The 26,325-nt window shown below is 45.8% G+C and carries 21 protein-coding genes and 16 tRNA genes; 10 read left to right on the forward strand and 27 right to left on the reverse strand.

The genetic code is table 11. From position 1 onward, the window contains the following. Positions 1–228 precede the first annotated feature (228 nt). Positions 229–1,545 carry an adenylosuccinate synthase gene (locus LMH68_RS06595; protein ID WP_010434108.1) on the reverse strand — a complete coding sequence of 439 codons (1,317 nt, stop codon included), beginning with the start codon at positions 1,543–1,545 and terminating at the stop codon, positions 229–231. Between the two features lie 172 nt (positions 1,546–1,717). Here LMH68_RS06595 and LMH68_RS06600 point away from each other — a divergent pair, with 172 nt between their 5' ends. Further along, entirely contained in the window at positions 1,718–1,906 is a 189-nt protein-coding gene (locus LMH68_RS06600) for a DUF2065 domain-containing protein (RefSeq protein ID WP_010434105.1), read from the forward strand. A 190-nt stretch (positions 1,907–2,096) separates the two neighbouring features. Here LMH68_RS06600 and hflC read toward each other — a convergent pair whose 3' ends face one another. The 8 genes from hflC to tsaE form a co-directional block, all read right to left on the reverse strand. Continuing rightward, positions 2,097–3,074, reverse strand: a complete 978-nt coding sequence (gene hflC / locus LMH68_RS06605; protein ID WP_017059930.1) for a protease modulator HflC — start codon at positions 3,072–3,074, stop codon at positions 2,097–2,099. Positions 3,075–3,076: 2 nt separating this feature from the next. After that, positions 3,077–4,279, reverse strand: coding sequence for an FtsH protease activity modulator HflK (gene hflK, locus LMH68_RS06610; protein WP_017063176.1), 1,203 nt, complete (start codon positions 4,277–4,279; stop codon positions 3,077–3,079). Positions 4,280–4,306: 27 nt separating this feature from the next. Next, entirely contained in the window at positions 4,307–5,614 is a 1,308-nt protein-coding gene (hflX, locus tag LMH68_RS06615; RefSeq protein ID WP_017059928.1) for a ribosome rescue GTPase HflX, read from the reverse strand. A gap of 44 nt (positions 5,615–5,658) precedes the next feature. Next, positions 5,659–5,922: an RNA chaperone Hfq gene (gene hfq, locus LMH68_RS06620; protein ID WP_017059927.1), complete on the reverse strand. Its 264-nt coding sequence runs from the start codon at positions 5,920–5,922 to the stop codon at positions 5,659–5,661. A gap of 193 nt (positions 5,923–6,115) precedes the next feature. Then, positions 6,116–7,048, reverse strand: a complete 933-nt coding sequence (miaA, locus tag LMH68_RS06625) for a tRNA (adenosine(37)-N6)-dimethylallyltransferase MiaA (RefSeq protein ID WP_048661597.1) — start codon at positions 7,046–7,048, stop codon at positions 6,116–6,118. 97 nt (positions 7,049–7,145) lie between these two features. Then, positions 7,146–9,362: a DNA mismatch repair endonuclease MutL gene (mutL, locus tag LMH68_RS06630; RefSeq protein ID WP_229648342.1), complete on the reverse strand. Its 2,217-nt coding sequence runs from the start codon at positions 9,360–9,362 to the stop codon at positions 7,146–7,148. Between the two features lie 102 nt (positions 9,363–9,464). Next, complete coding sequence (locus LMH68_RS06635) at positions 9,465–11,180, reverse strand: N-acetylmuramoyl-L-alanine amidase (RefSeq protein ID WP_229648343.1); 1,716 nt, start codon at positions 11,178–11,180, stop codon at positions 9,465–9,467. Then, on the reverse strand, positions 11,174–11,638 hold the full coding sequence (gene tsaE, locus LMH68_RS06640; RefSeq protein ID WP_017059923.1) for a tRNA (adenosine(37)-N6)-threonylcarbamoyltransferase complex ATPase subunit type 1 TsaE: 465 nt from the start codon (positions 11,636–11,638) through the stop codon (positions 11,174–11,176). Before tsaE ends, LMH68_RS06635 begins: the two co-directional genes overlap by 7 nt. Positions 11,639–11,878: 240 nt before the next feature. On the opposite strand from tsaE, the gene queG reads away from it, so the two are divergent. Beyond that, positions 11,879–13,057 carry a tRNA epoxyqueuosine(34) reductase QueG gene (gene queG / locus LMH68_RS06645; RefSeq protein ID WP_017059922.1) on the forward strand — a complete coding sequence of 393 codons (1,179 nt, stop codon included), beginning with the start codon at positions 11,879–11,881 and terminating at the stop codon, positions 13,055–13,057. A 633-nt stretch (positions 13,058–13,690) separates the two neighbouring features. Here queG and LMH68_RS06650 read toward each other — a convergent pair. The 17 genes from LMH68_RS06650 to orn all read right to left on the reverse strand — a co-directional run bounded on the left by LMH68_RS06650 (position 13,691) and on the right by orn (position 16,462). Further along, positions 13,691–13,766, reverse strand: a tRNA-Gly gene (locus LMH68_RS06650). Between the two features lie 33 nt (positions 13,767–13,799). Further along, positions 13,800–13,876, reverse strand: a tRNA-Met gene (locus tag LMH68_RS06655). 70 nt (positions 13,877–13,946) lie between these two features. Then, positions 13,947–14,022: transfer RNA gene (locus LMH68_RS06660), tRNA-Gly, on the reverse strand. A gap of 56 nt (positions 14,023–14,078) precedes the next feature. Beyond that, positions 14,079–14,155: transfer RNA gene (locus tag LMH68_RS06665), tRNA-Met, on the reverse strand. A gap of 70 nt (positions 14,156–14,225) precedes the next feature. Further along, positions 14,226–14,301, reverse strand: a tRNA-Gly gene (locus LMH68_RS06670). A 56-nt stretch (positions 14,302–14,357) separates the two neighbouring features. Then, positions 14,358–14,434: transfer RNA gene (locus tag LMH68_RS06675), tRNA-Met, on the reverse strand. A 51-nt stretch (positions 14,435–14,485) separates the two neighbouring features. Next, positions 14,486–14,561, reverse strand: a tRNA-Gly gene (locus LMH68_RS06680). Between the two features lie 56 nt (positions 14,562–14,617). After that, positions 14,618–14,694, reverse strand: a tRNA-Met gene (locus LMH68_RS06685). A gap of 53 nt (positions 14,695–14,747) precedes the next feature. Continuing rightward, positions 14,748–14,823: transfer RNA gene (locus tag LMH68_RS06690), tRNA-Gly, on the reverse strand. Between the two features lie 56 nt (positions 14,824–14,879). Further along, positions 14,880–14,956: transfer RNA gene (locus LMH68_RS06695), tRNA-Met, on the reverse strand. Positions 14,957–15,007: 51 nt separating this feature from the next. Further along, a tRNA-Gly gene (locus tag LMH68_RS06700) sits at positions 15,008–15,083 on the reverse strand. Between the two features lie 56 nt (positions 15,084–15,139). Continuing rightward, positions 15,140–15,216 (reverse strand) — tRNA-Met (locus tag LMH68_RS06705). Between the two features lie 70 nt (positions 15,217–15,286). Then, positions 15,287–15,362 (reverse strand) — tRNA-Gly (locus LMH68_RS06710). Between the two features lie 56 nt (positions 15,363–15,418). Continuing rightward, a tRNA-Met gene (locus LMH68_RS06715) sits at positions 15,419–15,495 on the reverse strand. 36 nt (positions 15,496–15,531) lie between these two features. Next, a tRNA-Gly gene (locus tag LMH68_RS06720) sits at positions 15,532–15,607 on the reverse strand. 53 nt (positions 15,608–15,660) lie between these two features. Then, positions 15,661–15,736: transfer RNA gene (locus LMH68_RS06725), tRNA-Gly, on the reverse strand. A 180-nt stretch (positions 15,737–15,916) separates the two neighbouring features. Next, a complete protein-coding gene (orn, locus tag LMH68_RS06730) occupies positions 15,917–16,462 on the reverse strand; it encodes an oligoribonuclease (RefSeq protein ID WP_010434065.1) in 546 nt (181 codons plus the stop codon). A 150-nt stretch (positions 16,463–16,612) separates the two neighbouring features. Between orn and rsgA the strand changes: the two genes are divergently transcribed. From rsgA to LMH68_RS06750, 4 genes are all read left to right on the forward strand, one after another. Continuing rightward, a complete protein-coding gene (gene rsgA, locus LMH68_RS06735) occupies positions 16,613–17,668 on the forward strand; it encodes a small ribosomal subunit biogenesis GTPase RsgA (RefSeq protein ID WP_017061306.1) in 1,056 nt (351 codons plus the stop codon). A 125-nt stretch (positions 17,669–17,793) separates the two neighbouring features. Beyond that, complete coding sequence (gene asd / locus LMH68_RS06740) at positions 17,794–18,714, forward strand: archaetidylserine decarboxylase (RefSeq protein WP_017063172.1); 921 nt, start codon at positions 17,794–17,796, stop codon at positions 18,712–18,714. A gap of 308 nt (positions 18,715–19,022) precedes the next feature. Further along, positions 19,023–20,438 (forward strand): SLC13 family permease, encoded by a 1,416-nt coding sequence (locus LMH68_RS06745; RefSeq protein WP_017061303.1) that lies wholly within the window; start codon positions 19,023–19,025, stop codon positions 20,436–20,438. A gap of 113 nt (positions 20,439–20,551) precedes the next feature. Next, positions 20,552–21,439, forward strand: a complete 888-nt coding sequence (locus LMH68_RS06750; RefSeq protein WP_017063171.1) for a DMT family transporter — start codon at positions 20,552–20,554, stop codon at positions 21,437–21,439. A gap of 58 nt (positions 21,440–21,497) precedes the next feature. On the opposite strand, the gene epmA is transcribed toward LMH68_RS06750, so the two are convergent. After that, positions 21,498–22,469 carry an elongation factor P--(R)-beta-lysine ligase gene (gene epmA, locus LMH68_RS06755; protein ID WP_065677189.1) on the reverse strand — a complete coding sequence of 324 codons (972 nt, stop codon included), beginning with the start codon at positions 22,467–22,469 and terminating at the stop codon, positions 21,498–21,500. Positions 22,470–22,919: 450 nt separating this feature from the next. On the opposite strand from epmA, the gene frdA reads away from it, so the two are divergent. Genes frdA through frdD form a run of 4 tightly spaced genes read left to right on the forward strand, consistent with a single transcriptional unit; the run spans position 22,920 to position 26,309 of the window. After that, positions 22,920–24,761 (forward strand): fumarate reductase (quinol) flavoprotein subunit, encoded by a 1,842-nt coding sequence (frdA, locus tag LMH68_RS06760; protein WP_065584499.1) that lies wholly within the window; start codon positions 22,920–22,922, stop codon positions 24,759–24,761. Further along, the gene (locus LMH68_RS06765) at positions 24,761–25,525 is read left to right on the forward strand and encodes a succinate dehydrogenase/fumarate reductase iron-sulfur subunit (RefSeq protein ID WP_009847917.1); all 765 of its coding nucleotides are present in this window, start codon (positions 24,761–24,763) and stop codon (positions 25,523–25,525) included. Before frdA ends, LMH68_RS06765 begins: the two co-directional genes overlap by 1 nt. Before the next feature lies 1 nt (position 25,526). Next, positions 25,527–25,910 (forward strand): fumarate reductase subunit FrdC, encoded by a 384-nt coding sequence (gene frdC / locus LMH68_RS06770; RefSeq protein ID WP_017061300.1) that lies wholly within the window; start codon positions 25,527–25,529, stop codon positions 25,908–25,910. A 12-nt stretch (positions 25,911–25,922) separates the two neighbouring features. Beyond that, positions 25,923–26,309 carry a fumarate reductase subunit FrdD gene (frdD, locus tag LMH68_RS06775; RefSeq protein WP_065584500.1) on the forward strand — a complete coding sequence of 129 codons (387 nt, stop codon included), beginning with the start codon at positions 25,923–25,925 and terminating at the stop codon, positions 26,307–26,309. Positions 26,310–26,325: the final 16 nt, after the last annotated feature.

Here is a 26,325-nt window from a genome sequence, read left to right on the forward strand (position 1 = left end):
AGGGTGAACTTCACTTTCCATGATATCTGTATCGGCAATAACCCCGACGGCTTTAGACAAAACTTGCCGCTAATGGGCAATATTTTGCCTGATGACGCTTAAAAGATCACCATCAAAGAGTGAACGGCTAAATTGCAGGTATTAAAAAGCCGACTTAATAAAGTCGGCTTTTAGAAAACTATTTTATTATCAAAGCACTGTTCGTGCCTGGTAATCACTCAGCAGGCATTATGCGCCGTATGGGTGAACCTTGATGATAGTTTCGTTACGATCTGGGCCAGTTGATACGATATCAATTGGAACGCCAGTTAGGTCTTCGATACGCTTGATGTAATCTAGAGCAGCTTGTGGAAGCGCGTCGATAGATTTAGCACCAAATGTGTTTTCAGACCAACCAGGCATTGTTTCGTAGATTGGCGTCGCTTCTTCGAATGACTCAGCAGCCATTGGAGAAACTTCTAGGATAGAACCATCTTTCATCTTGTAACCAGTACAGATTTTTAGTTCTTCTAGCCCATCTAGAACGTCTAGTTTAGTTAGACACATACCAGATAGAGAGTTGATTTGGATTGCACGACGCATAGCAACAGCATCGAACCAACCAGTACGACGTAGACGACCAGTTGTTGCGCCAAACTCGTGACCAACATCGCCTAGGTGTTTACCAACTGGGTCTTGCTTCTCAAGGCCATCGTATAGCTCAGTAGGGAATGGACCTGAACCAACACGAGTACAGTAAGCCTTAGTAATACCAAGGATGTAACCGATGTGACGAGGACCGAAACCAGAACCTGCAGCAACACCACCAGCAGTCGTGTTAGAAGACGTTACGTATGGGTAAGTACCGTGGTCGATATCTAGTAGCGTACCTTGAGCACCTTCGAACATGATCTTGTCGCCGCGCTTACGTGCTGCGTCTAGTTCGTCAGTTACGTCGATAACCATCGCAGTTAACATATCTGCGTAGCTCATCGCTTGCTCAAGAACTTCTTCGTAGCTTACTGTTTCAGCTTTGTAGAAGTGCTCTAGTTGGAAGTTGTGGAATTCCATCACTTCTTTTAGCTTCTCAGCAAATGCTTCTTTATCGAAAAGGTCGCCAACGCGTAGACCGCGACGAGCAACTTTATCTTCGTAAGCAGGACCGATACCACGACCCGTTGTACCGATAGCTTTAGCGCCACGAGCGATTTCACGCGCGTTGTCGATTGCAATGTGGTACGGAAGAATTAGAGGACAAGCTTCAGAGATGAAAAGACGTTCACGTACTGGAATACCGCGATCTTCAAGAGGCTTCATTTCTTTTAGAAGTGCGTCAGGCGATAATACTACACCGTTACCAATAACACATTTAACGTTATTACGTAGGATGCCTGATGGAATTAAGTGAAGAACGGTTTTTTCACCGTCAATTACAAGTGTGTGACCTGCATTGTGACCGCCTTGGTAGCGAACCACGTATTTTGCATCTTCAGTTAAAAGGTCAACGATTTTACCTTTACCTTCATCACCCCATTGGGTGCCTAGAACGACTACGTTATTTCCCATCTTTCCAATTTCTGTTGCTAATTAAAAATGGATTCTAGCACTGAATCACACTTCTTGCAGTCACTTTTTGTTCATAAACGTTAACGCTGTACAAAAATAAACCAGCCATAACTGGGGGCAGATGTGTAAAGATACTGATATCATTGCTTTTTTACAGACAAAAGGCAGAACCATGTCTCAATCAATTTGGCTCGCTATTGGGCTCGTACTTATTGTGGAAGGGCTCGGCCCCTTGATTGCACCCAATGGCTGGAGAAACATGGTCGCGCAACTGAGCGAGCAACCAGACACGCAACTGCGCCGCATTGGAGGCTGTCTTGTGGTGGCTGGAGCGGTTATCGCTTTCATGACCTACCGCTAGGTTTCTATAAGTACTAATCTGTTTATAAGTACCACTCTGTTAAGCGCCTTCCCTCGCGCCCCAATAGCGAATCCGCAAACATGTCTCGTCCTGAAATAGGTCATAGAAAACAAAAAGGCTCCCATAATAGGAGCCTTTTGAGTTTTAACGTATTTTGCTTATTGAACTAAGCATTCGCTAACGCATCAGCTTATTTTGCTGGAGCGCCGCTTGCTTGATTCATGTATTGGAAGAAGTCAGTCTTCGGATCCAGTACTAGAATGTCGCTCTTATCGCTAAATGATGTCTCATAAGCTTGCAATGAACGCATGAAGCCGTAGAACTCAGGATCTTTGCTGAACGCATCAGAGTAGATCTTCGCTGCTTCTGCATCCGCATCACCACGAGTGATTCGAGCTGTACGGTCAGCTTCAGCAAGAACTGTTGCCACTTCTAGCTCAGCTTGAGCACGGATAACTTCCGCTTTCTCACGACCTTGAGAACGGTGTCTACGAGCAACCGATTCACGTTCTGCACGCATACGGCGGTAGATAGATTCACTGATTTCGTCAGGAAGGTTAATCTTCTTCATACGAAAATCAACAACTTCAACACCTAAATCAGCCATCGCACTTTCTGCCGTTCCAGACAAAACGTTTTCCATGATCTTATCGCGTTCGCCATCAACTTCTAGTGCTTCTGCAGCCGCTACCGTTGTGACGACTTCGCTATCAGCAGAGTCTGGCAGGATGTCCTTGTTGCGAGGGCCTGACACGATCTGCTTAATTTCACGAGAACCAATTTCAGAACGAAGAACATCTGTCACTTTACGCTCAAGAAGTGCTTCTGCCGTCATGATATTACCGCCACCGGTACTCAGATAGAAACGTCCAAAATCAGCAATACGCCATTTTGCGTAAGTATCAATTAGAACGTCTTTTTTCTCTGATGTTACGAAACGGTCAGAACGGCCATCCATCGTTTGAATACGAGCATCAAGTACTTTTACGCGATCAAACATCGGTAGTTTAAAGTGCAGACCTGGTTCATAGATTCGTGATACGCCGTTGTCATCGAGAACTCGACCAAAACGAATTACCATGCCACGCTCACCTTCTTGAATCACAAACACTGACATCAATAGAAGGGCAATCGTCACAACTAATACAGGGATCATTAATTTACGCATTATTAGTATCTCCCTTGGCGTGAACTGTCTGAACGAGTTTGAGTGCTAGGCTTTGGATCCGCTTGAGTTTCTAACTCAATTTGATCGTAAGTTGATGATGCTTTTGCAGGGCGAGAGCCCGACTGAGAACCACCTTGTGCGCCTAGCTTATCAATTGGTAGGTATAGCAAGTTACCGCTTGATTCAGAATCAATCAGGACTTTCGATGTGCTTGAGTACACTTTTTCCATTGTATCTAGGTACATACGGTTACGTGTTACTTCAGGAGCAGCTTGGTATTCAGGTAGCAGTTTCTCGAATTGAGCAACTTGACCTAGAGCACCATTAACTGTGCGCTCTGAGTAACCCACCGCTTCTTTCTTCAAACGCTCAGCACGACCTGTTGCTTTTGGAAGAATGTCATTTCGGTAAGCTTCAGCTTCACGCTCGAAACGCTCTTCATCCTCACGAGCCGCGATAGCATCATCAAATGCATCTTTCACTTGCTCAGGTGGACGTGCTGACTGGAAGTTCACATCAACAATCAGAATACCCATATCGTAGCTATCAATAATACGGTTCAACGTTTCTTGAGTGCTTTGACGAATCTGCTGACGACCACTTGTCAGGATACTATCCATTAGTGAGTCACCAATTACCGCACGAAGCGCGGAATCGGTTGCTTGGCGTAAACTGTCGTCTGCATTCGTTACACGATACAAGTACTTGTATGGGTCAGAAACACGGTATTGAACACCCATTTCAACGGTCACAACGTTTTCATCTTTCGTTAGCATCGTGCCAGCAGCACGTAGAGAACGAATCGCTTGAACGTTTACTAGTTGCTCATCACTGATTTCATCGATGAAGCGTGGGTGCCAGTTAAGACCAGGTTCTTCGATACGGTCGAACTGACCCAGTCGAAGTACTACTGCTCTTTCTGCTTCGCCAACGGTGTAGAAACCAGCGAAGAACCAGATAGCAATAGCAATAACGGCAATGACACCAAAGCCAATTGCACCGCCACCACCAATAGATGGCCCGTTACCGTTGCCACCCTTTTTACCAAACTTGCCACCTAACTTTTGACTTAGTTTATTAAATACTTCGTCTAGATCTGGCGGTCCTTGATCTCGGCCGCCGCGATTATTTTTATTACCCCAAGGGTCATTATCGCGGCCGTTATTATCGCCGTTGTTGTTATTTCCAGGCTCATTCCACGCCATTAGAAAGCTCCATCATTTGATATGACGTTATACTGTAGCAGTCTCTTTGGTAACGATAAAGTCACCTAAGAGCGCCCCTTCTCTTTTTTCAAGTTTAGACCAATCTATTTGTTGCATTCGGATATCTATCAACAAGTTACCATTTTCATCATACTCTTCCTGTTGAATACATTTCATCTCGAAGAATAAGCTGCGAATACGGCCCTGATGTTGATGTGGAATACACAACCGGAATTGAACCATCTGGCTAGCTAAACGCTCAGTTAAAGCTTCAAACAGCAGTTCAATACCTTCTCCTTCCATTGCAGAAACCCAAACAGCGCGAGGTGCGCCCTCTTCGTCTCTTTCAATTCGAGGTTTTTGGTCTTCCATGCAGTCAATTTTGTTCATGACTACAAGGGTTGGCACTTCATGAGCATCGATTTCTTCTAATACTTCATGAACAGCCTGAATGTTCTCACGAAAACGGTCATCACTGGCATCAACAACATGTAACAAAATGTCAGCTTCCTGCGTCTCTTGTAATGTTGCCTTGAACGCAGCGACCAAGTCGTGTGGTAGATGACGGATAAAACCTACGGTATCTGCGAGAATTGCAGGCCCGACATCTGCCAAATCAATCTTACGTAGTGTTGGGTCTAAGGTTGCAAACAGTTGGTCTGCCGCATAAACACCCGCACTTGTGATGCGATTGAAAAGTGTTGATTTCCCTGCGTTGGTATAACCAACCAAAGAAATTGTTGGGATTTCAGCTCGATTACGAGCACGTCGTCCTTGTTCACGCTGCTTAGCGACTTTCGCTAAACGACGCAGTATTGCCTTTATACGGTCACGCAACAAACGTCGGTCGGTTTCCAGTTGAGTTTCACCTGGACCACGAAGACCAATACCACCTTTCTGCCTTTCAAGGTGAGTCCAACCACGAATCAATCGGGTAGAGATATGACGAAGTTGAGCGAGCTCAACTTGTAGCTTACCTTCATGAGTTCGCGCACGTTGTGCAAAGATATCTAAGATCAAACCCGTGCGATCAATCACACGACATTTACACAATTGCTCGAGGTTTCGCTCTTGGGCAGGAGATAGGGAGTGGTTAAAAATCACAATTTCAGCACCGGTTAGCTGAACAGCTTGTGCGATTTCTAGGGCTTTACCTTCTCCAACGTAGTATTTAGGGAGTGGGGATTGTCGGCTACCAGTAATCACTTGTAGCGTTTCTACCCCCGCTGAGGAGACCAGCATTTCACATTCACTTAGGTCTTCCCACTCTCCCTCTTGCGTGAAGTTGATATGAACAAGTACGGCTCGCTCGCCGGATTCATAACGGTCAAACAAGCAACCAACTCCTTATTACAGCGTAAGCTGTATCAATTGAACGATTAATCTTCAGTCTTCTCTGGACGATCAGATGGCGTGCGTTGCTCGCCGCTGTGGTGACTAACTGCGCGTGCAGGTACCACAGTAGAAATGGCATGCTTGTAAACCATTTGGTTTACTGTGTTCTTCAATAAGATCACGAATTGATCGAAAGACTCGATCTGACCTTGCAGCTTAATGCCGTTGACAAGATAGATAGAGACTGGAATGCGCTCACGACGGAGTGCATTTAGGAATGGGTCTTGTAGCGATTGCCCCTTAGCCATTTTATTTTCCTTATTTGTATTTTGTTGTAATTATTTAGCTAGTGGTGCACAAAAAGGTGCGGCCTTTGCATCTGAGCTAAATGAATAAAAAAACTCCGTTGTTATTGAAAGGCTGTGATTTTTTAAAAGCCTCAATAACGGATCCTTTCCAGAGTATATTCACGCAAAAGCGATCACATTATACACAGCAATACTAATCAGATGCTATTGCATCTGAAAGAGTTTCTAACGCTTGATCAATGTTTTCGCTATCTAACCAAGTTAAATCATCCCAACTGCGCAACCAGGTGATTTGTCGCTTGGCCAACTGACGGGTTGCACAAACACCACGGAAAACCGCTTCGTCTAAATCACAATTACCGTCTAAATAATCCCACATCTGCCTATAACCAACGCATCGGATCGATGGCAGTTCAGGATGAAGATCTTCTCTGGCGTGCAACGCCTTCATTTCCTCTTCAAATCCTGCTTCTATCATCTTCTCGAAACGCAGCTCAATGCGGCGATGGAGTTCTTTCCTTTCCTTGGGAGCTATTGCAAATTGTTTTACACGAAATGGCAGGCTATCGCCTTTCGTTTGAGTTAGCTCTGTTAATGTTTTACCCGAAATTCGGTAAACTTCCAATGCCCTTGAAAGCCTTTGTGGATCATTTGGGTGTATTCTTTCAGCGGATACGGGATCTATCTCTCTTAATTGATCGTGCAATGCCTGCCAACCTTGTTCGATAGATTCAGCTTCAATCTGCTTACGAATCTCTTGATCCGCTGCGGGTAATGGCGATAAACCTTCCAACAATGCTTTGTAGTAAAGCATTGTGCCACCAACAAGTAGCGGAATTTTGCCTTCCGCTACAATCTTATTCATTTCATTGATCGCATCACGACGAAAATCTGCCGCAGAATATGCTTCGCTTGGATCCAAAATATCAATCAAGCGATGAGGTGCAAGTGCAAGCTCTTGCGCATCCGGTTTAGCGGTGCCGATATCCATGTCTTTGTAGATAAGTGCCGAATCGACGCTGATGATCTCTACTGGGTATTTCTGACGTAAGCGGATAGCTAAATCTGTTTTTCCTGACGCCGTTGGGCCCATTAAAAACAACGCTAAAGGTAATTTTTCAGTCATGATATTTTGTATTTGCTTCTCTGTTTTAGCGCTTTTTAGCAAAGGGCTTTGTGTCGCGACGTATTCAGCTAAAAAGACAAATGTCGTCGCGAAAAAATTAAACCGTAAACGCGGCTATAGTCGCTGAAAAGTCGATAGGATTAACAAACTCAGGATCATCTAATGGAAGTAGACCATGCCAAAGTTGTTCAAGTTCCCCAACTAGTTGAACCGCTTCAGATAAAGTGTAGTCGCTTTTTACTTGTGCGGTTTGAATCCCGATCCAGTTAACCAATGATGGCAACAGGTCACTGGAAACATTAGCCGAGTGATTATCGACAATCTGAGCATTTAATGAAGCCGCGTAAGATAACAGATCTGGGATCAGAATTTGTAAGTTTTGCTGCCTTAAAGGAGAAGGTACGCCCATCACCATTACCGCCTCACTGTTTCGCGCCTTAAGCTCAATCCCCAGTAATGCCAGTGTTTGGCTCAACGCCTTCGCAACTTCGACAAGCTCACTGCCAAGCTTAATCGATAAGGGCACCAATAGTGGTTGGCTTTTTAACGCCCCCCCTCGAGTATCAAGCTGACCAACAACACGCAACAATTCAGCCTTAGCCAAAGAAACCAACACACTGCCGTTCTTATTACCCATCACCAGATACTGACGTTCCACAATCGAGACGGCTTTGCCCAAGTCCGTTACAGGTGCTCTTGGCTTCAAGTTAACGGGATTCTGTTGAGCAGGCTTAGCTTCTTTATTTTCTTTATTTTCTAAGTTGTCTCTGGTTTCTACTGGTGCCACATGCTCTTGAGAAAGTGAAGGCTGTACAACTTGCTCATCAAAATCTGGCGTTTTCAGAAGCTCTTTATAGGCTTTCACTTCTCGCTTAGATGGCGCGGGTTCACCATGATGTTGGTGTGGCTCTTTCTCTTTTTTAGGTTCAGGTCGAGACTCAATCCACTCTTGGCGAGGAGAGCCTGTAAAGTTGCTTTCACTAGCAGACGAGCTTCGGCCAGCTAATGAACTTGGACTGGTTGATGAGCTTGGGCTAATTGATGAAACATAATGTCGCCCGCCATCATTAACGTTGTGTTGAGGCTTGTCATGAACCTGCTCAGATTCGGCTTTTCTCGGGTAGGCTGGTGTTTGCTCAATAGCATGTCGCTCCCTATCTGAGACCTGTGCATCATCCGAGTTAGTCGGTGTCCTGTTTGCTGGCTCAGCGAACCCCGTACTATTACCAATGTCAGACATCGAACCATCTTGTTGATAATTCGACGCTTCCGATTGGTGGAAAGCAGACTGATTGATAGGTGCAGCATCGATCTGCTTGCTCTGCGCTAAACCATCGCTCAATGCTTGGTAAATAAAGTCATGCACAAGGCGCGCTTGATGAAAACGCACTTCATGTTTTGCAGGGTGGACATTCACGTCCACCTGATGTGGGTCGAGTTCAATGAACAACACATACGTCGCGAATTGGTCTGGACGCAGGCTGGTTTCGTAGCTTTGACGAATCGCATGATTGATCAGCTTGTCACGCATCATACGACCATTCACATAGCAGTATTGCAGGTCGCTTTGTTGTCTTGCTCCTTCTGGCGTGGTGATCCAGCCATGAAGTTTTAGGCCTTGATGCTCAAGTTCGATCTTAAGCATATGACGAACAAAAGGATTGCCACATACCGCAGCGATTCGCTTTTCTGCTTGAACTTGTGTTTTTGCAGCGCGGTACTGACGAATCATCTTGCCGTTATGACGAAGGTTGATCGTCACATCAAAACGACTCAATGCGATGCGTTTAAGCAACTCATCAATATGGGTGAATTCAGTTTTCTCGGTGCGTAAGAATTTGCGGCGTGCTGGCGTATTAAAGAACAGGTCCAACACCTCAACCGAAGTGCCAATAGGATGCGCCGCAGGCTGCAGTTTCACCTGCATATCACGGCCTTCACTGTGTGCTGCCCAAGCTTGATCTTGAGTGGCAGGGCGTGACGTCATGGTTAAGCGCGCAACCGAGCTAATACTCGCCAGCGCTTCACCACGGAAACCGAGGCTGACGATCGCCTCTAGGTCATCAAGAGTGTGGATTTTGGAGGTAGCATGACGACTCAGTGCCAAGGCAAGCTCATCTTTTACGATGCCTTTACCATTGTCACGAACGCGGATCATCTTGGCGCCACCTTTCTCGATATCAATATCGATACGAGTGGCACCCGAATCCAAACTGTTCTCAACCAACTCTTTTACAACAGAAGCGGGTCTTTCTACCACCTCACCCGCTGCGATTTGGTTAGCTAACCGAGCTGGCAGTATTTTGATCGTCATATTTATAGCTACCTTACTGCCATTGATGGAAACGCTGCTACGTTTGCACTAGTTCTTATTTTTTATCATTGATATACCTGAAGCTGTTTAGCATTCCCAAGACTACTTGTGAGGAATAATCAACACTTGGCCGATAGCTAGACTGTCAGATCTTAGCTTATTCGCTTGGCGAATGCTGTTGACGCTCACGCCGTATTTCGAAGCTATCTTGCCAAGGTAATCACCTCTTGCAACTTTGTGTTTGCGCAGAGGAACATCTTTAACTTCAACCGTAATACGTAACTTTTGGCCTACTCTCACCGTCTCTGATTTCAAACGGTTCTCACGTTTAATATCAGCCACCGACACTTTATAGCGGCTGGCGATCTTACCTAGGTACTCTCCAGACTTAACCGTGTGAGTGATGGTCTTCGTTTTAACCGCACTGCTTGATGATGAAGTTGAAGCACTGCCTGGAATCTTAAGTACTTGGCCAATTGCTAGGCTGCTCGATTTCAGATTGTTGAACTTCATCAACGTCTGTGTCGACGTACCATATTTGCTCGCAATCACAGACAAATACTCGCCACGAGAGACTTTATGTAGGCTCACGCTGCCCGTTGATGACGTTGCGTTAGACAAAATAATCCCTTCAGGCGGGTTAGCCTTCAAATACTTAACCACCGCTTTAGTCACTGCTCGTGCCAATTTATCTTGGTGCGAACGTTGGAAAAGAAGCTTCTCTTCCGTCGGATTCGAAATAAAACCTGTCTCTACCAGTACTGATGGGATCTGTGGTGAACGTAATACTGCTAAGCTGGTGTTAATCGGCTTGCTATTGTGCAGTTTCGCAACCTTACCCATTTCAGACAGAATTGCCGTTGCCAGTTTGTAGCCCTCTTTTTGAGAGTGGCTAAACTGCAAATCAAGCAGGGTTTGGTTTACGTTCTTATCATCAATATTGCTTGTGAACGCTGCACCGCTACCACCAAGCAATTCAGACTGTTTCTCTTTATTCTCAATCCAGCGTGAGATCTCGGTGTTAGCACGTCGAGTATTCAACACAAATACCGAACCACCTCTTGGTTGAGGCGTCGTAAAGGCGTCGGCGTGAATAGAGATCAACAGGTGAGCTTCATTCTCTCGAGCAATCGCAACACGTCGATTCAGGTTCACAAAGTAATCAGCATTACGAGTCATACGAGTTTTGATCCCCGGGACCGCATTCAGTTGAGCTGCTAACTTCTTAGAAATACTCAGAGTCGCGTCTTTTTCGTATTTACGCGTAGGACCAATCGAACCTGGGTCTTCACCACCGTGGCCAGGATCAATCACAATTAGAATATCTTTCTGGCGCTTAACCTGATTAATGTTCTTACTTACCGTTGGCTTACTCGGTGTCGATGTCGCTTTACTTGCCGCACCATGAGGTAAGTCGATCACCAAACGGTGTCCATACTGACCACCTGGAGTCGGGCTCAGTTTGAATAATTCAGCTTTAGACGACTTCTTTAACTCAAAAACCAAGCGATAGGTGTTTTTGTCTGGCGGTGAGCTCTTACGAATCTTAGATAGAACAGGGCTGTCTTTCACCTCGACCGGTAACTTAGTCGCAAGACTGGTATTTTTTAAATCAACCACTAAGCGACTCGGGCTACTCAGGGTGAAATAGCTAAAGTCCGCTTCTGATTTTAAGTCGATAACCACACGAGTTTCTTCTGGAGAAGGCCAAACCCTTAAACTTTTCAGTGAGTTTGCAGAAACAAGTGAAGAAAACAGTATAGAAAAAACAGCAGCCATCATGGCCACTGTTGAAATAAGGCGTTTAGAAATCAACATAACTCCAACTGACTAAGTAAGCGCTGTCCGTATTCACTATTAGCGGTTAAAGAAACAACACGGTGATCGTCTTGGTAACGAATATCAATATCCAAATCGGCTTCTGGTAGCATCCCATAACCTTTCTCAGGCCACTCAACCAAACAGATAGCATCCGGCGTAAAATAGTCACGAATTCCCATAAACTCTAACTCTTCAGGATCTGCTAGGCGATAAAGGTCAAAGTGGTACACCTGCCAATCTGCAAGTTGATAAGGTTCAACTAGAGTATACGTTGGGCTTTTTACATTTCCTTGATGGCCAAGTGCTTTTACAAAGCCACGACTGAAAGTCGTTTTACCTGCGCCAAGATCACCATGCAGATAAATAGTCGTCTGCTGTGAGCAAAGATTAGAAAGCTCCGTTCCTAATTGAATCGTTGCTTGTTCATCTTTCAAAGTAAATTGTTTCGTGCTCATGAATACGTTCTCTAAAAATCGATCGTTGACTATATAAAAATCAAAAGAACAAGAATAGTAAACCGTGATGCTTTTGGGAGACAAGCACTCAAGTGTAAGTTCTATGAAAAATACTGATCAAAACGCGTCTGTTCTGGTCAACACCACTAAGATCCGTTAAGATCCGCCCCCATTTTTGCCGAACCTAATTTTAATTAGCCTTATCTCTAATTGTAAAACAGAGAAAATAAGAAATAAGCCATGAATCTAGACCATCTTGCTGAAAAAATTAAAATCTGGGGAAAAGAGCTGGGCTTTCAAAAAGTTGGCATCTGCGATGTTGATTTAAGTGAACACGAAGCCCCTCTTCAAGCATGGCTAGATGCTGGCAACCACGGCGAAATGGATTGGATGGCTCGACATGGGATGATGCGTGCACGTCCTGATGAACTTCACCCAGGCACAATTCGAGTGATCAGCGCTCGAATGAACTACCTACCACCAGAAGCTCAGTTCGCCTCTAACCTAAGCGATACCACTCAAGGCTACATCAGCCGCTATTCTTTAGGCCGCGACTATCACAAATTGTTCCGTAACCAGTTGAAAAAGCTAGGACAAAGAATTGAAAAAGAGGTCGAGGGTTTAGACTCACGCCCTTTCGTCGATTCAGCGCCCATTTTGGAAAGACCACTCGCTCAAAAAGCAGGGTTGGGCTGGACAGGTAAACACTCATTAATTCTTGATAAAGACGCTGGCTCTTGGTTCTTTCTAGGGGAGCTGTTAGTTAACATCCCTCTTCCCACGGATGAACCCAGTGTTGATGAGTGCGGCAAATGCACCGCATGTATCACTTCTTGCCCAACGGGTGCCATTATTGCTGATGGCGTGGTTGATGCGCGCAAATGTATTTCGTACTTAACCATTGAATATGATGGTGTGATCCCTGAAGAGTATAGAGATGCCATTGGTAACCGTATCTACGGTTGCGATGATTGTCAGTTAGTTTGCCCGTGGAATCGTCATGCCGAACTCACAGAGCAAACAGACTTTCACCGCAGAGAAGATTTCCAAGAAGCCGATCTGGTTTCACTTTCAAGTTGGGACGAAGCAACCTTCCTAAAGAAAATGGAAGGCTCAGCAATCAGACGTATCGGCCACACCCAGTGGTTACGCAATATCTTTGTTGCGATGGGCAATGCACCATTTCAACAACGCATTATTGAAACCCTGGAGTCTCATCAAGGCAAAAACGAAATGCTTGATGTGCATATTGAGTGGGCTTTGAATAAACAACTACAGCAGTTACCCAACGCTAGCAGTGTGCAAGAAGATAGCTCTACGCAGAAAAATAGCTGTGTGCAAAAAAGTAACAGCAAAATCTCCACCAAAAAGCACAGACTGATACGTATAGTAGAGAAAGGACTACCAAGAGACGCCTAGCCCTTTTGGTATCAACGATTGACAGCGACACCCACATCGATAGTCCAATATTTAAGACAACTCGTTGCACATAATTTTAGAACAATGTTTGACCTTGTTCTCAATTCTAACAATGTGGAAAAAATTCAGAACTCTCGTAAACTTCCGACACCCGAGCAAAGTTAAACACAGTACCGATAAATGATTAAGATCAAAAAACAACAAGTTAACAATCTTTTATTAAATCCAAGATAGGCATCCAACTTGATAAAAAACAACAAGTTACAATCGCTGCAATTCATCTAATATATTGAAAACAAGAAAGATCTTTTAGGGATAGGTAAAGAATTAAGCCTGAAACAACTTTATCAACCAAGTTATCCACACCTAACATTTTGTGGATAAGTCTGTTTATAGATGTGAAAAACCTCAAGTGTCTGCTTCAGAGACCTGATATTTACTAGCATTTCAGTTGCTAAGAAAAATTTAAGACAAAAAAATATCCACCATGATGGAGGATTATTTGCTTTTTTGGGGGATTATGCTTCGCAGCATTAAAGAAAGAGCGTGACCTTTGTGGTCGCCTTTAAACTCTGTGATCTAAAGAAAAACACGGTGGTTTAAAGAGTCTTAATAGCTTTTTTAGAAGAAAGCTGGAGCGATACATCGGGTTCGAACCGATGACCTCAACCTTGGCAAGGTTGCGCTCTACCAACTGAGCTAGTATCGCATAAGTTAACCGCTATCGCGTTTAACTGTAATGTGGTTGCGGGAGCCGGATTTGAACCGACGACCTTCGGGTTATGAGCCCGACGAGCTACCAAACTGCTCCATCCCGCGTCCGGATGCATTGTTTAAGACAATGAGACTAAACCATTTTCATCTTCAGCATAAAGCGTGAGAGAGAATTTGGAGCGATACATCGGGTTCGAACCGATGACCTCAACCTTGGCAAGGTTGCGCTCTACCAACTGAGCTAGTATCGCATTAGTTAGTCGCTGCTCTTACTGCCTTGGGCAATAGATAGCGCTTAACTGTAATGTGGTTGCGGGAGCCGGATTTGAACCGACGACCTTCGGGTTATGAGCCCGACGAGCTACCAAACTGCTCCATCCCGCGTCCGAATGCATTGTTTAAGACAATGAGACTAAACCATTTTCATCTTCAGCATAAAGCGTGAGAGAGAATTTGGAGCGATACATCGGGTTCGAACCGATGACCTCAACCTTGGCAAGGTTGCGCTCTACCAACTGAGCTAGTATCGCATTAGTTAGTCGCTGCTCTTACTGCCTTGGGCAATAGATAGCGCTTAACTGTAATGTGGTTGCGGGAGCCGGATTTGAACCGACGACCTTCGGGTTATGAGCCCGACGAGCTACCAAACTGCTCCATCCCGCGTCCGAATGCATTATTTAAGTCAATGACTCTGTTCTCTAAAAAGAGAGAATTTGGAGCGATACATCGGGTTCGAACCGATGACCTCAACCTTGGCAAGGTTGCGCTCTACCAACTGAGCTAGTATCGCATTAGTTATTCGCTGCTCTTACTGCCTTGGGCAACAGATAGCGCTTAACTGTAATGTGGTTGCGGGAGCCGGATTTGAACCGACGACCTTCGGGTTATGAGCCCGACGAGCTACCAAACTGCTCCATCCCGCGTCCGGATGCATCAATTAAGTTGATGATTCTTCCCTCTCTCTTCGAAAAGAAAGTGGAGCGATACATCGGGTTCGAACCGATGACCTCAACCTTGGCAAGGTTGCGCTCTACCAACTGAGCTAGTATCGCATTAGTTAATCGCTGTTCATACTGCCTTGGGCAACAGATAGCGCTTAACTGTAATGTGGTTGCGGGAGCCGGATTTGAACCGACGACCTTCGGGTTATGAGCCCGACGAGCTACCAAACTGCTCCATCCCGCGTCCGAATGCATTATTTAAGTCAATGACTCTGTTCTCTAAAAAGAGAGAATTTGGAGCGATACATCGGGTTCGAACCGATGACCTCAACCTTGGCAAGGTTGCGCTCTACCAACTGAGCTAGTATCGCATTAGTTATTCGCTGCTCTTACTGCCTTGGGCAACAGATAGCGCTTAACTATAATGTGGTTGCGGGAGCCGGATTTGAACCGACGACCTTCGGGTTATGAGCCCGACGAGCTACCAAACTGCTCCATCCCGCGTCCGGATGCATTGTTTAAGACAATGAGACTAAACCATTTTCATCTTCAGCATAAAGCGTGAGAAAGAATTTGGAGCGATACATCGGGTTCGAACCGATGACCTCAACCTTGGCAAGGTTGCGCTCTACCAACTGAGCTAGTATCGCATTAGTTAGTCGCTGCTCATACTGCCTTGGGCAACAGATAGCGCCTAACTGTAATGTGGTTGCGGGAGCCGGATTTGAACCGACGACCTTCGGGTTATGAGCCCGACGAGCTACCAAACTGCTCCATCCCGCGTCCGGATGCATCAATTAAGTTGATGATTCTTTAAATTGGAGCGATACATCGGGTTCGAACCGATGACCTCAACCTTGGCAAGGTTGCGCTCTACCAACTGAGCTAGTATCGCATTATAAAAGGTCTTTCACCTTTCGATTACCGCTTTCGCCGTAACCTACAAATTGGAGCGATACATCGGGTTCGAACCGATGACCTCAACCTTGGCAAGGTTGCGCTCTACCAACTGAGCTAGTATCGCAATCTGAAAACGTCTTTCTCCGTTCAGGGCTGCGAATTATAAGAGCATTTTTTTGTGATGCAAGTCCTTAATGCAAAATTACGAAACTTTTTACTCAACTGCTGTAAAAGCACACAGATTTGCAAAAAAAACGGCTCTTATGTCCCTGAAAAGTTAGATAAACGTGATCATTTTATTCGACTAGATGTTAATAATCGTTTTTCGGTAGTACTGCAGCTCGGCGATCGACTCTCGAATATCGTCTAACGCAAGGTGACTTCCCGACTTAGAAAAACCATCTAACACTTCAGGTTTCCAACGACGAGTCAGCTCTTTCAGAGTGCTTACGTCAACATAGCGGTAGTGGAAGTACTCTTCTAACTCTGGCATGTGCTTGTATAGGAAACGACGGTCTTGACCAATGCTGTTGCCACAAATTGGTGACTTACCTTTTGGTACCCATTTTTCAAGAAACTCAATGGTTTGTTGGATGGCATCTTGCTCTGAAACCGTGCTTTCTTGAATTCGCTTCACGAGGCCGCTGCCAGTGTGAGTCGTTGTACACCACTCGTCCATCTTGTCCAATTCACTCTGAGGTTGGTGAATAGCCAAAACAGGTCCTTCAGCCAGGATGTTAAGCTCACTATCAGTAACGATAGTAGCAATTTCAATGATTTTATGAGTTTCAGGATCAAGTCCTGTCATCTCTAGATCAACCCAAATGAGGTTCTGATCGCTAAAGGACATAAGGCGTCGCCTATTTGTTTATGTGTAAAAGAGGTACTATACCCAAATAACTATACTCAAACTAGCTTTAGGACCATCGAAATCACGTGGTACCAGCAACATCCTGTTTGAGTCCCCAATCATCAAGTTAGATGTGTTAAGTGAAAAATTGTGGCTAAAAAAAAGAAGTTAACCAAAGGTCAAGTACGTCGTGTACGTAGCAACCAGAACAAGCGACTCAAGAAAGAAGATTCTATCCAATGGGATGAGAACATGCTTGGCGGAACCAAAAGCGGACTCGTGATTACGCGCTTTGGCCAACATGCTGATATCGAAGATCTTGAAACTAACGAAGTTCATCGTTGTAACTTACGCCGTAGTATCGAGACTTTAGTTTCTGGTGACCGAGTGACTTGGCGCGCAGGCTTAGAATCAATGGCCGGTATTTCTGGCGTTGTGGAAGCGGTTGAGCCGAGAACTTCAATGCTGACTCGCCCTGATTACTACGATGGCCTAAAGCCAGTAGCTGCGAACGTCGACCAAATGGTTATCGTATCGGCTGTGCTACCAGAGCTATCACTTAATATTATCGACCGTTACCTAATTGCTTCAGAAACGGTAAACATCGCGCCGCTTGTTGTACTGAACAAGGTCGATCTACTGACTGATGAGCAGATTGCTGAATACCGTGAAACACTTAAAGAGTACGAGAAGATCGGCTATAAAGTGATGTTCGTGAGTAAAGAGTCTGGCTACGGCATCAAAGAGCTGGAAGCTGAACTCAAAGACCGTATCAACATCTTTGTTGGTCAATCGGGTGTGGGTAAATCAAGCCTAGTGAATGCATTAATGCCTACGCTAGACATTGAAGAAGGCGAAGTCTCTGAGAACTCAGGTCTTGGTCAGCACACAACCACGGCAGCTCGTTTATACCACTTCCCTTCTGGTGGTGATCTGATTGATTCACCAGGAGTGCGTGAATTCGGCCTATGGCACCTAGAGGCCGACGAAATCACTGAAGCCTTTATCGAGTTCAAGCCTTACCTTGGCGGTTGTAAGTTCCGTGACTGTAAACACATTGATGACCCAGGCTGCATCCTGCGCGAAGCGGTAGAAAACGGAAAGATCAGTCGATTACGTTTCGACAACTACCACCGCATCATTGAAAGCATGGCGAGTAACAAAGATAACCGTCAGTATTCACGCAACAAAAAAGCCGATCTCTAATCGCGTTTTTGTGAACAAATGTGTGCATTTACTGACAATTGGCGCGAATTTAAGTAACATCTCGCGCCCTAAACCGTCATCGACAGATTTAATTGAAAAACAATTAGCATTGGAAAATTAATACAATGGATAAGATTAAAGTTGGATTGCAGTACTGGATTCCACAACATGGATTAACTCGCCTAGTCGGCAAACTTGCGTCTGCTAAAGCGGGCGGCTTAACGACAGCGATCATCAACTGGTTCATCAAGCAATACAAAGTGAACATGGATGAAGCTCTGCATAGCGATCCAAAACACTTTAAAACATTCAATGAATTCTTCGTGCGTGAATTGAAAGAAGGCATGCGTCCCATCGCCGAAGGTGAATCTGTTATTGTTCACCCTGCAGATGCACGTGTGAGCCAATTTGGCCCAATTACTGACGGTCAACTGATTCAAGCGAAAGGCCATAACTACTCAGCTCGCGAGCTATTGGGTGGTGATGCTGCGCTAGCGGATGAATTTAAAGACGGTGAATTCGCAACGCTTTACCTGTCTCCAAGTGATTACCACCGCGTGCACATGCCATGCGACGGCACACTGCGCCAGATGATCTACGTTCCAGGTGACCTTTTCTCAGTTAACCCGTTAACGGCAGAAAACGTTCCAAACCTATTCGCACGTAATGAGCGTGTCGTTTGTATCTTCGATACGGAATTTGGCCCAATGGCACAAGTGCTGGTTGGCGCAACGATCGTAGGTAGCATCGAGCAAGTATGGGCAGGTACCATCACCCCACCTCGTGGTAACTCGGTTTACAAATGGGATTACCCTGCACAAGGTGACAAAGCAATCATCTTGAAGAAAGGCGAAGAGATGGGCCGCTTTAAGCTTGGTTCAACCGTTATCAACCTGTTCGCTAAAGATGCGATCAAGTTTGACGACACTATGCAAAATGGCGAGAAAACGGTTCTTGGTACACCTTTCGCGCACATTGCTGGCAAAGAAGCGCAAGCAAATGACGATGTTGTTACCGATTCTGCTGAGAACACTGACCAAGCTTAACAATTTGAGTTAACTCATTTAAGCTTTCAAGGCGCGTTACTTTTTCTATTTCAGAGAAGAACGCGCCTTTTTCTTAACTCTACCGATTCATTTGCTACTCAAGCTCTAACAACTCAATCTTTCAAACCCTGCCCAGCCACCTGCTGCTTCTCACTCTTGTCTCTAATTGCCCAGATAAAAGATTGACCAAAAACAAAACAACTGTCGAAACCTTAAACAACTTTTTGATTTTCCAACCCGTCTCCAAGTACCAGAAATCCAGATAACTTACTCTATTTGAAGATATTTTATTTATAGGGTCTTTGTACATGCCTAAACTCAATGTTGGCGTTCTGGTCAAGCTGTTGATTTGTTTTGCGATTCCCTTAGGCGTGTTATTCATGCCGATAGATTCAATACCAATCGATGATCTCACGCTGATTCAACACCGCCTGTTGGCGATATTCTTATTAGCAGCCCTGCTGTGGGTGCTTGAACCTGTTCCGGTATTCGCCACTTCCATTTTGATCATTGCGCTTGAACTGGTGATGATATCTGACAAAGGTTTACACCTATTTAGAAATCCACCAGCGGGGCACGATCTCGGTGAGTTAATCAAATATACCGACATCTTCGGTGCATTTTCGTCACCGATCATCATCCTTTTCATGGGTGGTTTTGCTCTTGCGATATCCGCATCCAAGTATGAACTCGATAACAACCTAGCTCGAGTGCTACTTAAACCATTTGGTACAGAACCGCGCTTCATTATGCTCGGCTTAATGCTGATCACCGCCGTGTTCTCAATGTTCATGTCAAATACCGCAACGACGGTAATGATGCTTGCGCTGCTCGGCCCTATCGTCGCATCTGCACCAAAAGGCGATATGGGTATCAAAGCGCTCGTGTTGTGTATTCCAATTGCTGCCAATACTGGCGGTATCGCAACCCCAATCGGTACACCGCCCAATGCCATCGCGCTGCAATACCTAACGGGTGAAAATACCATCGACTTCCTCAGCTGGATGATGATGGGCTTACCCTTTGTGATCATCCAACTCACCATCGCTTGGTTTCTTCTACAAAAACTCTTCCCTTCTAAAGAAAGAAACATGGTGCTCAAGCTTGATGGACAATTTAGAAAGAGCTGGCGAGCGATTGTGGTTTACATCACCTTCGCTGCGACAATCTTATTGTGGATGACCACCAAACTGCACGGCATGAACACCTATGTCGTGTCTATCATTCCACTGGCTGTGTTTACGCTCACTGGCATCATGGGCAAAGAAGAGCTCAAGCTGATTAACTGGGATGTGTTGTGGCTGGTCGCAGGTGGTATTGCGATTGGTATTGGCTTAGATAAAACAGGCTTAGCCGCTGCACTCGCACACGCAATTGACTATGAATCGCTGTCACCTGCAGCTGTGGTACTGACATTGTCTATCGTGTGTTGGTTAATGGCGAACTTCATGTCAAACACTGCGACGGCCAACTTGCTGATGCCGATAGCCGCTGCAATTGGTGCTTCCATGGAAAGCCTAGTTGCGATTGGTGGTCTGCAAGGCTTGCTGGTTGTGGTCGCCTTCTCTGCGTCACTTGGCATGATTCTGCCCGTATCGACACCACCAAACTCACTGGCCTACTCGACCGGGCTTATCGAAAGCAAAGACATGGCGAAGATGGGCATCATCTTAGGTATTGTGGGCTTGCTGATGGTTTACCTCGCCCTGTTTATCATCACCTAGCACGTTAATCCCTACTAATGCCCTTCCAGATAGTAATCACGTCTTTGCTATCTGGAAGGTTTAGTGCATATTGAATCCCCCACTTCTACATTTTGACACGGACGTACACTTCAATGGGATTCGAATGGCTGGCTCTTGCTGCCGCTTTTCTTTGGGCCATCGCGAGCCTGATGTCAGTAAAGCCTGCTCAACACTTAGGTTCTTTCGCCTATAGCCGTTGGCGCATGGGTTGCACTGCTATCATCTTATCGAGCATGGCTTGGTTTACTGGTGGCTGGTCAACGGTCGAAGCAGACCTAGTCACGCCGATGATGCTGTCTGGGCTAATTGGCATCTTCATTGGTGATACCGCCCTATTTGCTTGTTTGAACAGAATGGGACCGCGCCAAGCAGGTTTGCTGTTCTCTTGTCACGCCGTGTTCTCGGCAATTCTTGGTTACTTCCTATTTAGCGAAAGCATGACTTCGGTGGAGCTGATTGGCTCGGCTTTGGTGTTTAGCGGCGTTTTAACCGCGATATTCTTTGGTCGTCGAGGACAAGCCAACAACCAACTCGAAACCATTAAAGGCACTGTGTGGATTGGTGTTGCACTGGGAATTACAGCTGCGATTTGCCAAGCCTTGGGCGGTATTATTGCAAAACCCGTGATGCAAACCAGCATAGACCCTGTTGCCGCTTCAGCGATTCGTATGATTACCGCTTTTGTTGCTCACTCCGCATTTCGTCTAACTGGCGCTAAGCTCTCACGCGCAATCAACCCGATGAATGGTCAAATATTTGCGATTACCGCAGTGAACGGATTTTTAGCGATGGCGGTGGGAATGACGCTGATCTTGTATGCGCTTCAGGAAGGCAATGTCGGCATGGTTGCTCTGTTATCTTCAACCACACCAATCATGTTGTTACCAATACTTTGGCTGTACACCAAACAGAGACCAAATGCCTACGCTTGGATCGGTGCCATTGTTGCCGTTATTGGCACTGGTATCCTAGTAAGATAGTGGCACTGGGATTCTGGTCAGTTAGCCAAACAGTAAGTAAGACTAACTGAATAGAGAGCTAAGAGCGCGGGAACGGAAAAGCCGTCACGTCATCGATGTGGTCATAACCTAACGCCAGCATGATCAGACGATCAATACCTAAAGCAACACCCGCACAGTCTGGTAAGCCCGCTTTTAATGCCTCAATCAAGTGATGGTCAATCGGTTGAGGCGATAAGCCCATCTCAATACGTTTGGCATTGTCATCTTCAAAGCGCTTGAGCTGCTCTTGTGGCTTATCTAATTCATGGAAGCCGTTTGCCAATTCAATCCCTTTGAAATACACCTCAAAGCGATCCGCCACTCGTGGATCATTCGGGTTAATCTTGGCTAACGCCGCTTGTGATGCTGGGAAGTCATAAACAAACGCAGGCACTTGTTGCCCTATCTTAGCTTCAACCCCAATACTAAACAGCAGCTGCAGCAAGGTGTCGCGGTCTTCTTCTGGTTCTGCAATGTCGCTGAGCCCAAGTTTTGCTGCGGCTTGCTTTAGCGTAGCCATCGAATCTTCCAGGGGACACACACCTAACACGTCAATAAAGGCTTGTTGGTAAGTCATTCGCTCTGCTGAGCCCGATTTAAGTACCTGCTGTAACAGCAAATCCATTTCATCCATCAGGTCATGGTGATCAAAGCCAACGCGATACCACTCCAACATGGTGAACTCAGGGTTGTGGTAACGGCCATTTTCTTCATTCCGGAAAGACTTACAAATTTGATAAATACAGCCACTGCCGGCCGCTAATAGACGTTTCATATGAAACTCAGGGCTAGTCATAAAGAATAGAGGCTGACCGTGCGCATAACCCGGCCCTACGAATTCAGTTTTGAAAGTATGCAAATGCACGTCCGTCACCGTGGCGTGGCTCATCGCAGGCGTATCCACTTCCATCACGTTTCGCTCAGCAAAGAACTGACGGATTTGATTAAGGATATCAGCACGTTGCTTTAACTGCTTAATGGTTGCGGCTGGTTGCCATGTTGAGTGCATTATTAAGTTCCATATTACTGAATTCTAGGCGACGGAAATTACCACCTTTCGCCTCTTTTGTAAGCTTCTATCTTTCTATAGATGGAAGCAAAATGTTGCTTTAATGAAGCCAGAAAATTACGTTCTACAATACAATTATCAATACAGCTTTCACATCCACATTGATAACAAAAATCATACTCAACAAGCCGTTAACACAAGTCTTGTGGGTTAATCGTTATCAACAATTCATTGCCGTGATTGCAGTCACATAACCTATAATTTCTATGCCTCCATATGCACTACCGACCTAAAAACCCAAATGCATCAACTTTTCGAATACCTTCCTCTCTTACACTAAACCTACCACTTAAGGCTTAGGGGTGATAAACGGTTGATGCCGTTTAAGTACTCTCTAAATGCTTTTTATAATAACAAGCGGAATACTCCGCATCACACTGGAGAATAACTGTGAAGACAATTACCACAGATATCGCAGTCATCGGCGCAGGCGGCGCTGGTCTTCGTACAGCTATTGCTGCGGCTGAAGCTAATCCTGAACTGGAAGTAGCACTGATTTCTAAAGTTTACCCAATGCGTTCGCACACGGTAGCGGCAGAAGGCGGTTCAGCAGCGGTAATTAAAGACGAAGATAGCCTAGATAACCACTTCAACGATACTGTTGGCGGTGGCGACTGGCTATGTGAACAGGATGTTGTTGAATACTTTGTTGAAAACTCGACTCGCGAAATGATCCAAATGGAACAATGGGGCTGCCCATGGAGTCGTAAAGAAAACGGTGAAGTAAACGTACGCCGATTCGGCGGTATGAAAGTAGAGAGAACGTGGTTCGCAGCGGATAAAACCGGCTTCCACATGCTTCATACTCTGTTCCAGACTTCGATGAAGTACGACACAATCAAACGATTTGATGAGTACTTTGTGGTGGACCTTCTCGTAGAAAACCAGAGCGGCGTTGAAGATGGCGAAGTACAAGGCCTAATCGCGATTCACATGTCTGAAGGTGAGCTTGTTACCATCAAAGCAAAATCTGTTGTTCTAGCAACCGGCGGCGCAGGTCGTGTTTACCACTGTAATACCAACGGCGGCATCGTAACGGGCGACGGTATGGCAATGGCTTATCGCCACGGTGTACCACTGCGTGATATGGAGTTCGTTCAATACCACCCAACAGGCCTACCGGGCACTGGCATCTTGATGACCGAAGGTTGTCGTGGTGAAGGCGGTATCATCGTCAACAAGAACGGCTACCGTTACCTGCAAGATTACGGCATGGGCCCTGAAACTCCAGTGGGCGAGCCGAAAAACAAATACATGGAACTGGGTCCTCGTGACAAAGTTTCTCAAGCATTCTGGCACGAGCAGCAGAAAGGCAACACCATCAAGCACCCACTTGGTGATGTCGTACACCTTGACCTTCGCCACCTTGGTGAAGAGTACCTGCAAGAGCGTCTTCCGTTCATCTGTGAGCTGGCAAAAGCGTACGTAAACGTAGACCCAGCAAAAGAGCCAATCCCAATTCGCCCAACCGTTCACTACACCATGGGTGGTATTGAAACTAACGGTACCTGTGAAACTCGCATTAAAGGCCTATTCGCCGTTGGTGAATGTGCTTCAGTTGGCCTACATGGCGCAAACCGCCTAGGTTCTAACTCTCTGGCTGAGTTCGTAGTATTTGGCCGCGTTGCTGGTGAAGAAGCGGTGAAACGCGCTGCTGAATTCAAAGGCTGGAACGAAGAGTCTATCGCTAAGCAAGTGAAAGCGGTTGAAGATCGCATCGCAGGTCTACTAAGCCAAGAAGGCGATGAGAACTGGGCTGATATCCGTACTGAAATGGGTCACACCATGGAAGCGGGTTGTGGTATCTACCGTCAAGAAGACTTGATGCAAAAGACCATCGACAAAATCACTGAACTGAAAGCTCGCTACAAGAAGATCAGCATTAAAGACAAAGGCAAAGTGTTCAACACTGACCTACTTTACGCTATCGAGGTGGGTTACGGCCTTGAAGTTGCAGAAGCGATGGTCCACTCAGCGATTCTTCGTAAAGAGTCTCGCGGTGCACACCAACGTCTAGACGACAACTGCACAGAACGTGATGACGTGAACTTCCTGAAACACTCTCTATCTTTCTACAACGAAGATGCAGCACCAACCATCGACTACAGCGGCGTTAAGATTACTAAATCTCAACCTAAAGCTCGTCTGTACGGTGAAGCTGCAGAGAAAGCCGCTGCCGCTGAAAAAGCAGCAGAAGAGAATGCGAAGAAGAGCGAAGAGGAGCAAGCATAATGTCAGCGAATCGAATCCAAAAAATTGAAATCCTGCGTTATGACCCTGAGCACGATGCAGAACCTCACTTTCAAACCTTTGAAGTTCCGTTTGATGAAACCATGTCAGTACTTGATGCGATCGGTTACATCAAAGACAACCTAGATAAAGACCTGTCTTACCGTTGGTCTTGTCGTATGGCGATTTGTGGTTCTTGCGGCATCATGGTTGATGGCGTGCCAAAACTGGCGTGTAAGAGCTTCTTACGTGACTACCCGAATGGCTTCAAGATTGAGCCTTTAGCTAACTTCCCAATCGAAAAAGATTTGATTGTCGACATGACGCCGTTCATCGAGCGCCTTGAAGCGATCAAGCCTTACATCATTGGTAACGACCGTAAGCCAGAAGACGGCACGAACATCCAAACTCCAGAGCAAATGGCGAAATACAAACAGTTCGCTGGCTGCATCAACTGTGGTTTGTGTTACGCAGCATGTCCTCAGTTTGGTCTAAACCCTGAGTTCATTGGCCCTGCGGCACTTGCTCTTGCTCACCGCTACAACCTAGATAGCCGTGACAATGGTAAAGCTGAGCGCATGAAGCTTATCAATGGCGACAACGGCGCTTGGGGCTGTACGTTTGTAGGTTACTGTTCTGACGTTTGTCCGAAGAAAGTAGACCCAGCGGCTGCAGTAAACCAAGGCAAAGTTGAGTCTTCAATGGACTTCGTTATCTCGATGTTCAAGCCTGATGGATCGCAAGTAAAAACAGCAGAGGAGGCATAATATGAGCAATCGTAAGCCTTATGTTCGTGAGATGAAGAGAACGTGGTGGAGCAACCATCCGTTCTACCGCTTCTACATGCTACGTGAAGCGACTGTACTGCCTTTGATTTTATTCACTCTGTTCCTAACCTTCGGTTTGGGTGCACTAGTGAAAGGCCCTGAAGCTTGGGCTGGTTGGTTGAGCTTTATGGCTAACCCTATCGTCGTTGGTATCAACATCGTGGCACTGCTAGGCAGCTTGCTGCACGCTCAAACCTTCTTCAGCATGATGCCTCAAGTAATGCCAATCCGTCTTAAAGGCAAATTGGTTGATAAAAAAATCATCGTACTGACCCAGTGGGCAGCGGTGGCTTTTATTTCTTTAATCGTTCTTGTTGTGGTGTAAGGAGCTTTCGTTATGAACACAAATTACAAAGTAAAACCTGTTAACCACAACCCACAACGCTCTGATGAGCCAATCTGGTGGGGCCTATTTGGCGCTGGCGGTACTTGGTTTGCGATGATCACACCAATCACGGTTCTAGTGTTAGGTATCTTAGTGCCAATGGGCATCATTGATGCTGACGCAATGAGCTACGAGCGTGTGTCTGAATTCGCCACCAGCATTATCGGTGCGCTATTCATCATCGGTACGCTAGCACTGCCAATGTGGCATGCAATGCACCGTCTTCACCACGGCATGCACGACCTTAAGTTCCATGTCGGTGTTGCGGGTAAAGTTGGCTGCTACTTCGTTGCAGGCCTAATCAGCGCGTTGTCTATTATCTTCATTTTTATGATTTAACAGTTAAATAGAAAAC

Origin of the sequence: Vibrio sp. F13 (assembly GCF_020806305.2) — a bacterium.
In the GTDB taxonomy this organism is placed as follows: domain Bacteria; phylum Pseudomonadota; class Gammaproteobacteria; order Enterobacterales; family Vibrionaceae; genus Vibrio; species Vibrio crassostreae_C.

Coding starts and splice junctions, on each gene's coding strand:
- LMH68_RS06595 (WP_010434108.1), bottom strand. CDS start 1,545: ATGGGAAATAACGTAGTCGTTCTAGGCACCCAATGGGGTGATGAAGGT.
- LMH68_RS06600 (WP_010434105.1), top strand. CDS start 1,718: ATGTCTCAATCAATTTGGCTCGCTATTGGGCTCGTACTTATTGTGGAA.
- hflC (WP_017059930.1), bottom strand. CDS start 3,074: ATGCGTAAATTAATGATCCCTGTATTAGTTGTGACGATTGCCCTTCTA.
- hflK (WP_017063176.1), bottom strand. CDS start 4,279: ATGGCGTGGAATGAGCCTGGAAATAACAACAACGGCGATAATAACGGC.
- hfq (WP_017059927.1), bottom strand. CDS start 5,922: ATGGCTAAGGGGCAATCGCTACAAGACCCATTCCTAAATGCACTCCGT.
- miaA (WP_048661597.1), bottom strand. CDS start 7,048: ATGACTGAAAAATTACCTTTAGCGTTGTTTTTAATGGGCCCAACGGCG.
- mutL (WP_229648342.1), bottom strand. CDS start 9,362: ATGACGATCAAAATACTGCCAGCTCGGTTAGCTAACCAAATCGCAGCG.
- LMH68_RS06635 (WP_229648343.1), bottom strand. CDS start 11,180: ATGTTGATTTCTAAACGCCTTATTTCAACAGTGGCCATGATGGCTGCT.
- tsaE (WP_017059923.1), bottom strand. CDS start 11,638: ATGAGCACGAAACAATTTACTTTGAAAGATGAACAAGCAACGATTCAA.
- queG (WP_017059922.1), top strand. CDS start 11,879: ATGAATCTAGACCATCTTGCTGAAAAAATTAAAATCTGGGGAAAAGAG.
- orn (WP_010434065.1), bottom strand. CDS start 16,462: ATGTCCTTTAGCGATCAGAACCTCATTTGGGTTGATCTAGAGATGACA.
- asd (WP_017063172.1), top strand. CDS start 17,794: ATGGATAAGATTAAAGTTGGATTGCAGTACTGGATTCCACAACATGGA.
- LMH68_RS06745 (WP_017061303.1), top strand. CDS start 19,023: ATGCCTAAACTCAATGTTGGCGTTCTGGTCAAGCTGTTGATTTGTTTT.
- LMH68_RS06750 (WP_017063171.1), top strand. CDS start 20,552: ATGGGATTCGAATGGCTGGCTCTTGCTGCCGCTTTTCTTTGGGCCATC.
- epmA (WP_065677189.1), bottom strand. CDS start 22,469: ATGCACTCAACATGGCAACCAGCCGCAACCATTAAGCAGTTAAAGCAA.
- LMH68_RS06765 (WP_009847917.1), top strand. CDS start 24,761: ATGTCAGCGAATCGAATCCAAAAAATTGAAATCCTGCGTTATGACCCT.
- frdC (WP_017061300.1), top strand. CDS start 25,527: ATGAGCAATCGTAAGCCTTATGTTCGTGAGATGAAGAGAACGTGGTGG.
- frdD (WP_065584500.1), top strand. CDS start 25,923: ATGAACACAAATTACAAAGTAAAACCTGTTAACCACAACCCACAACGC.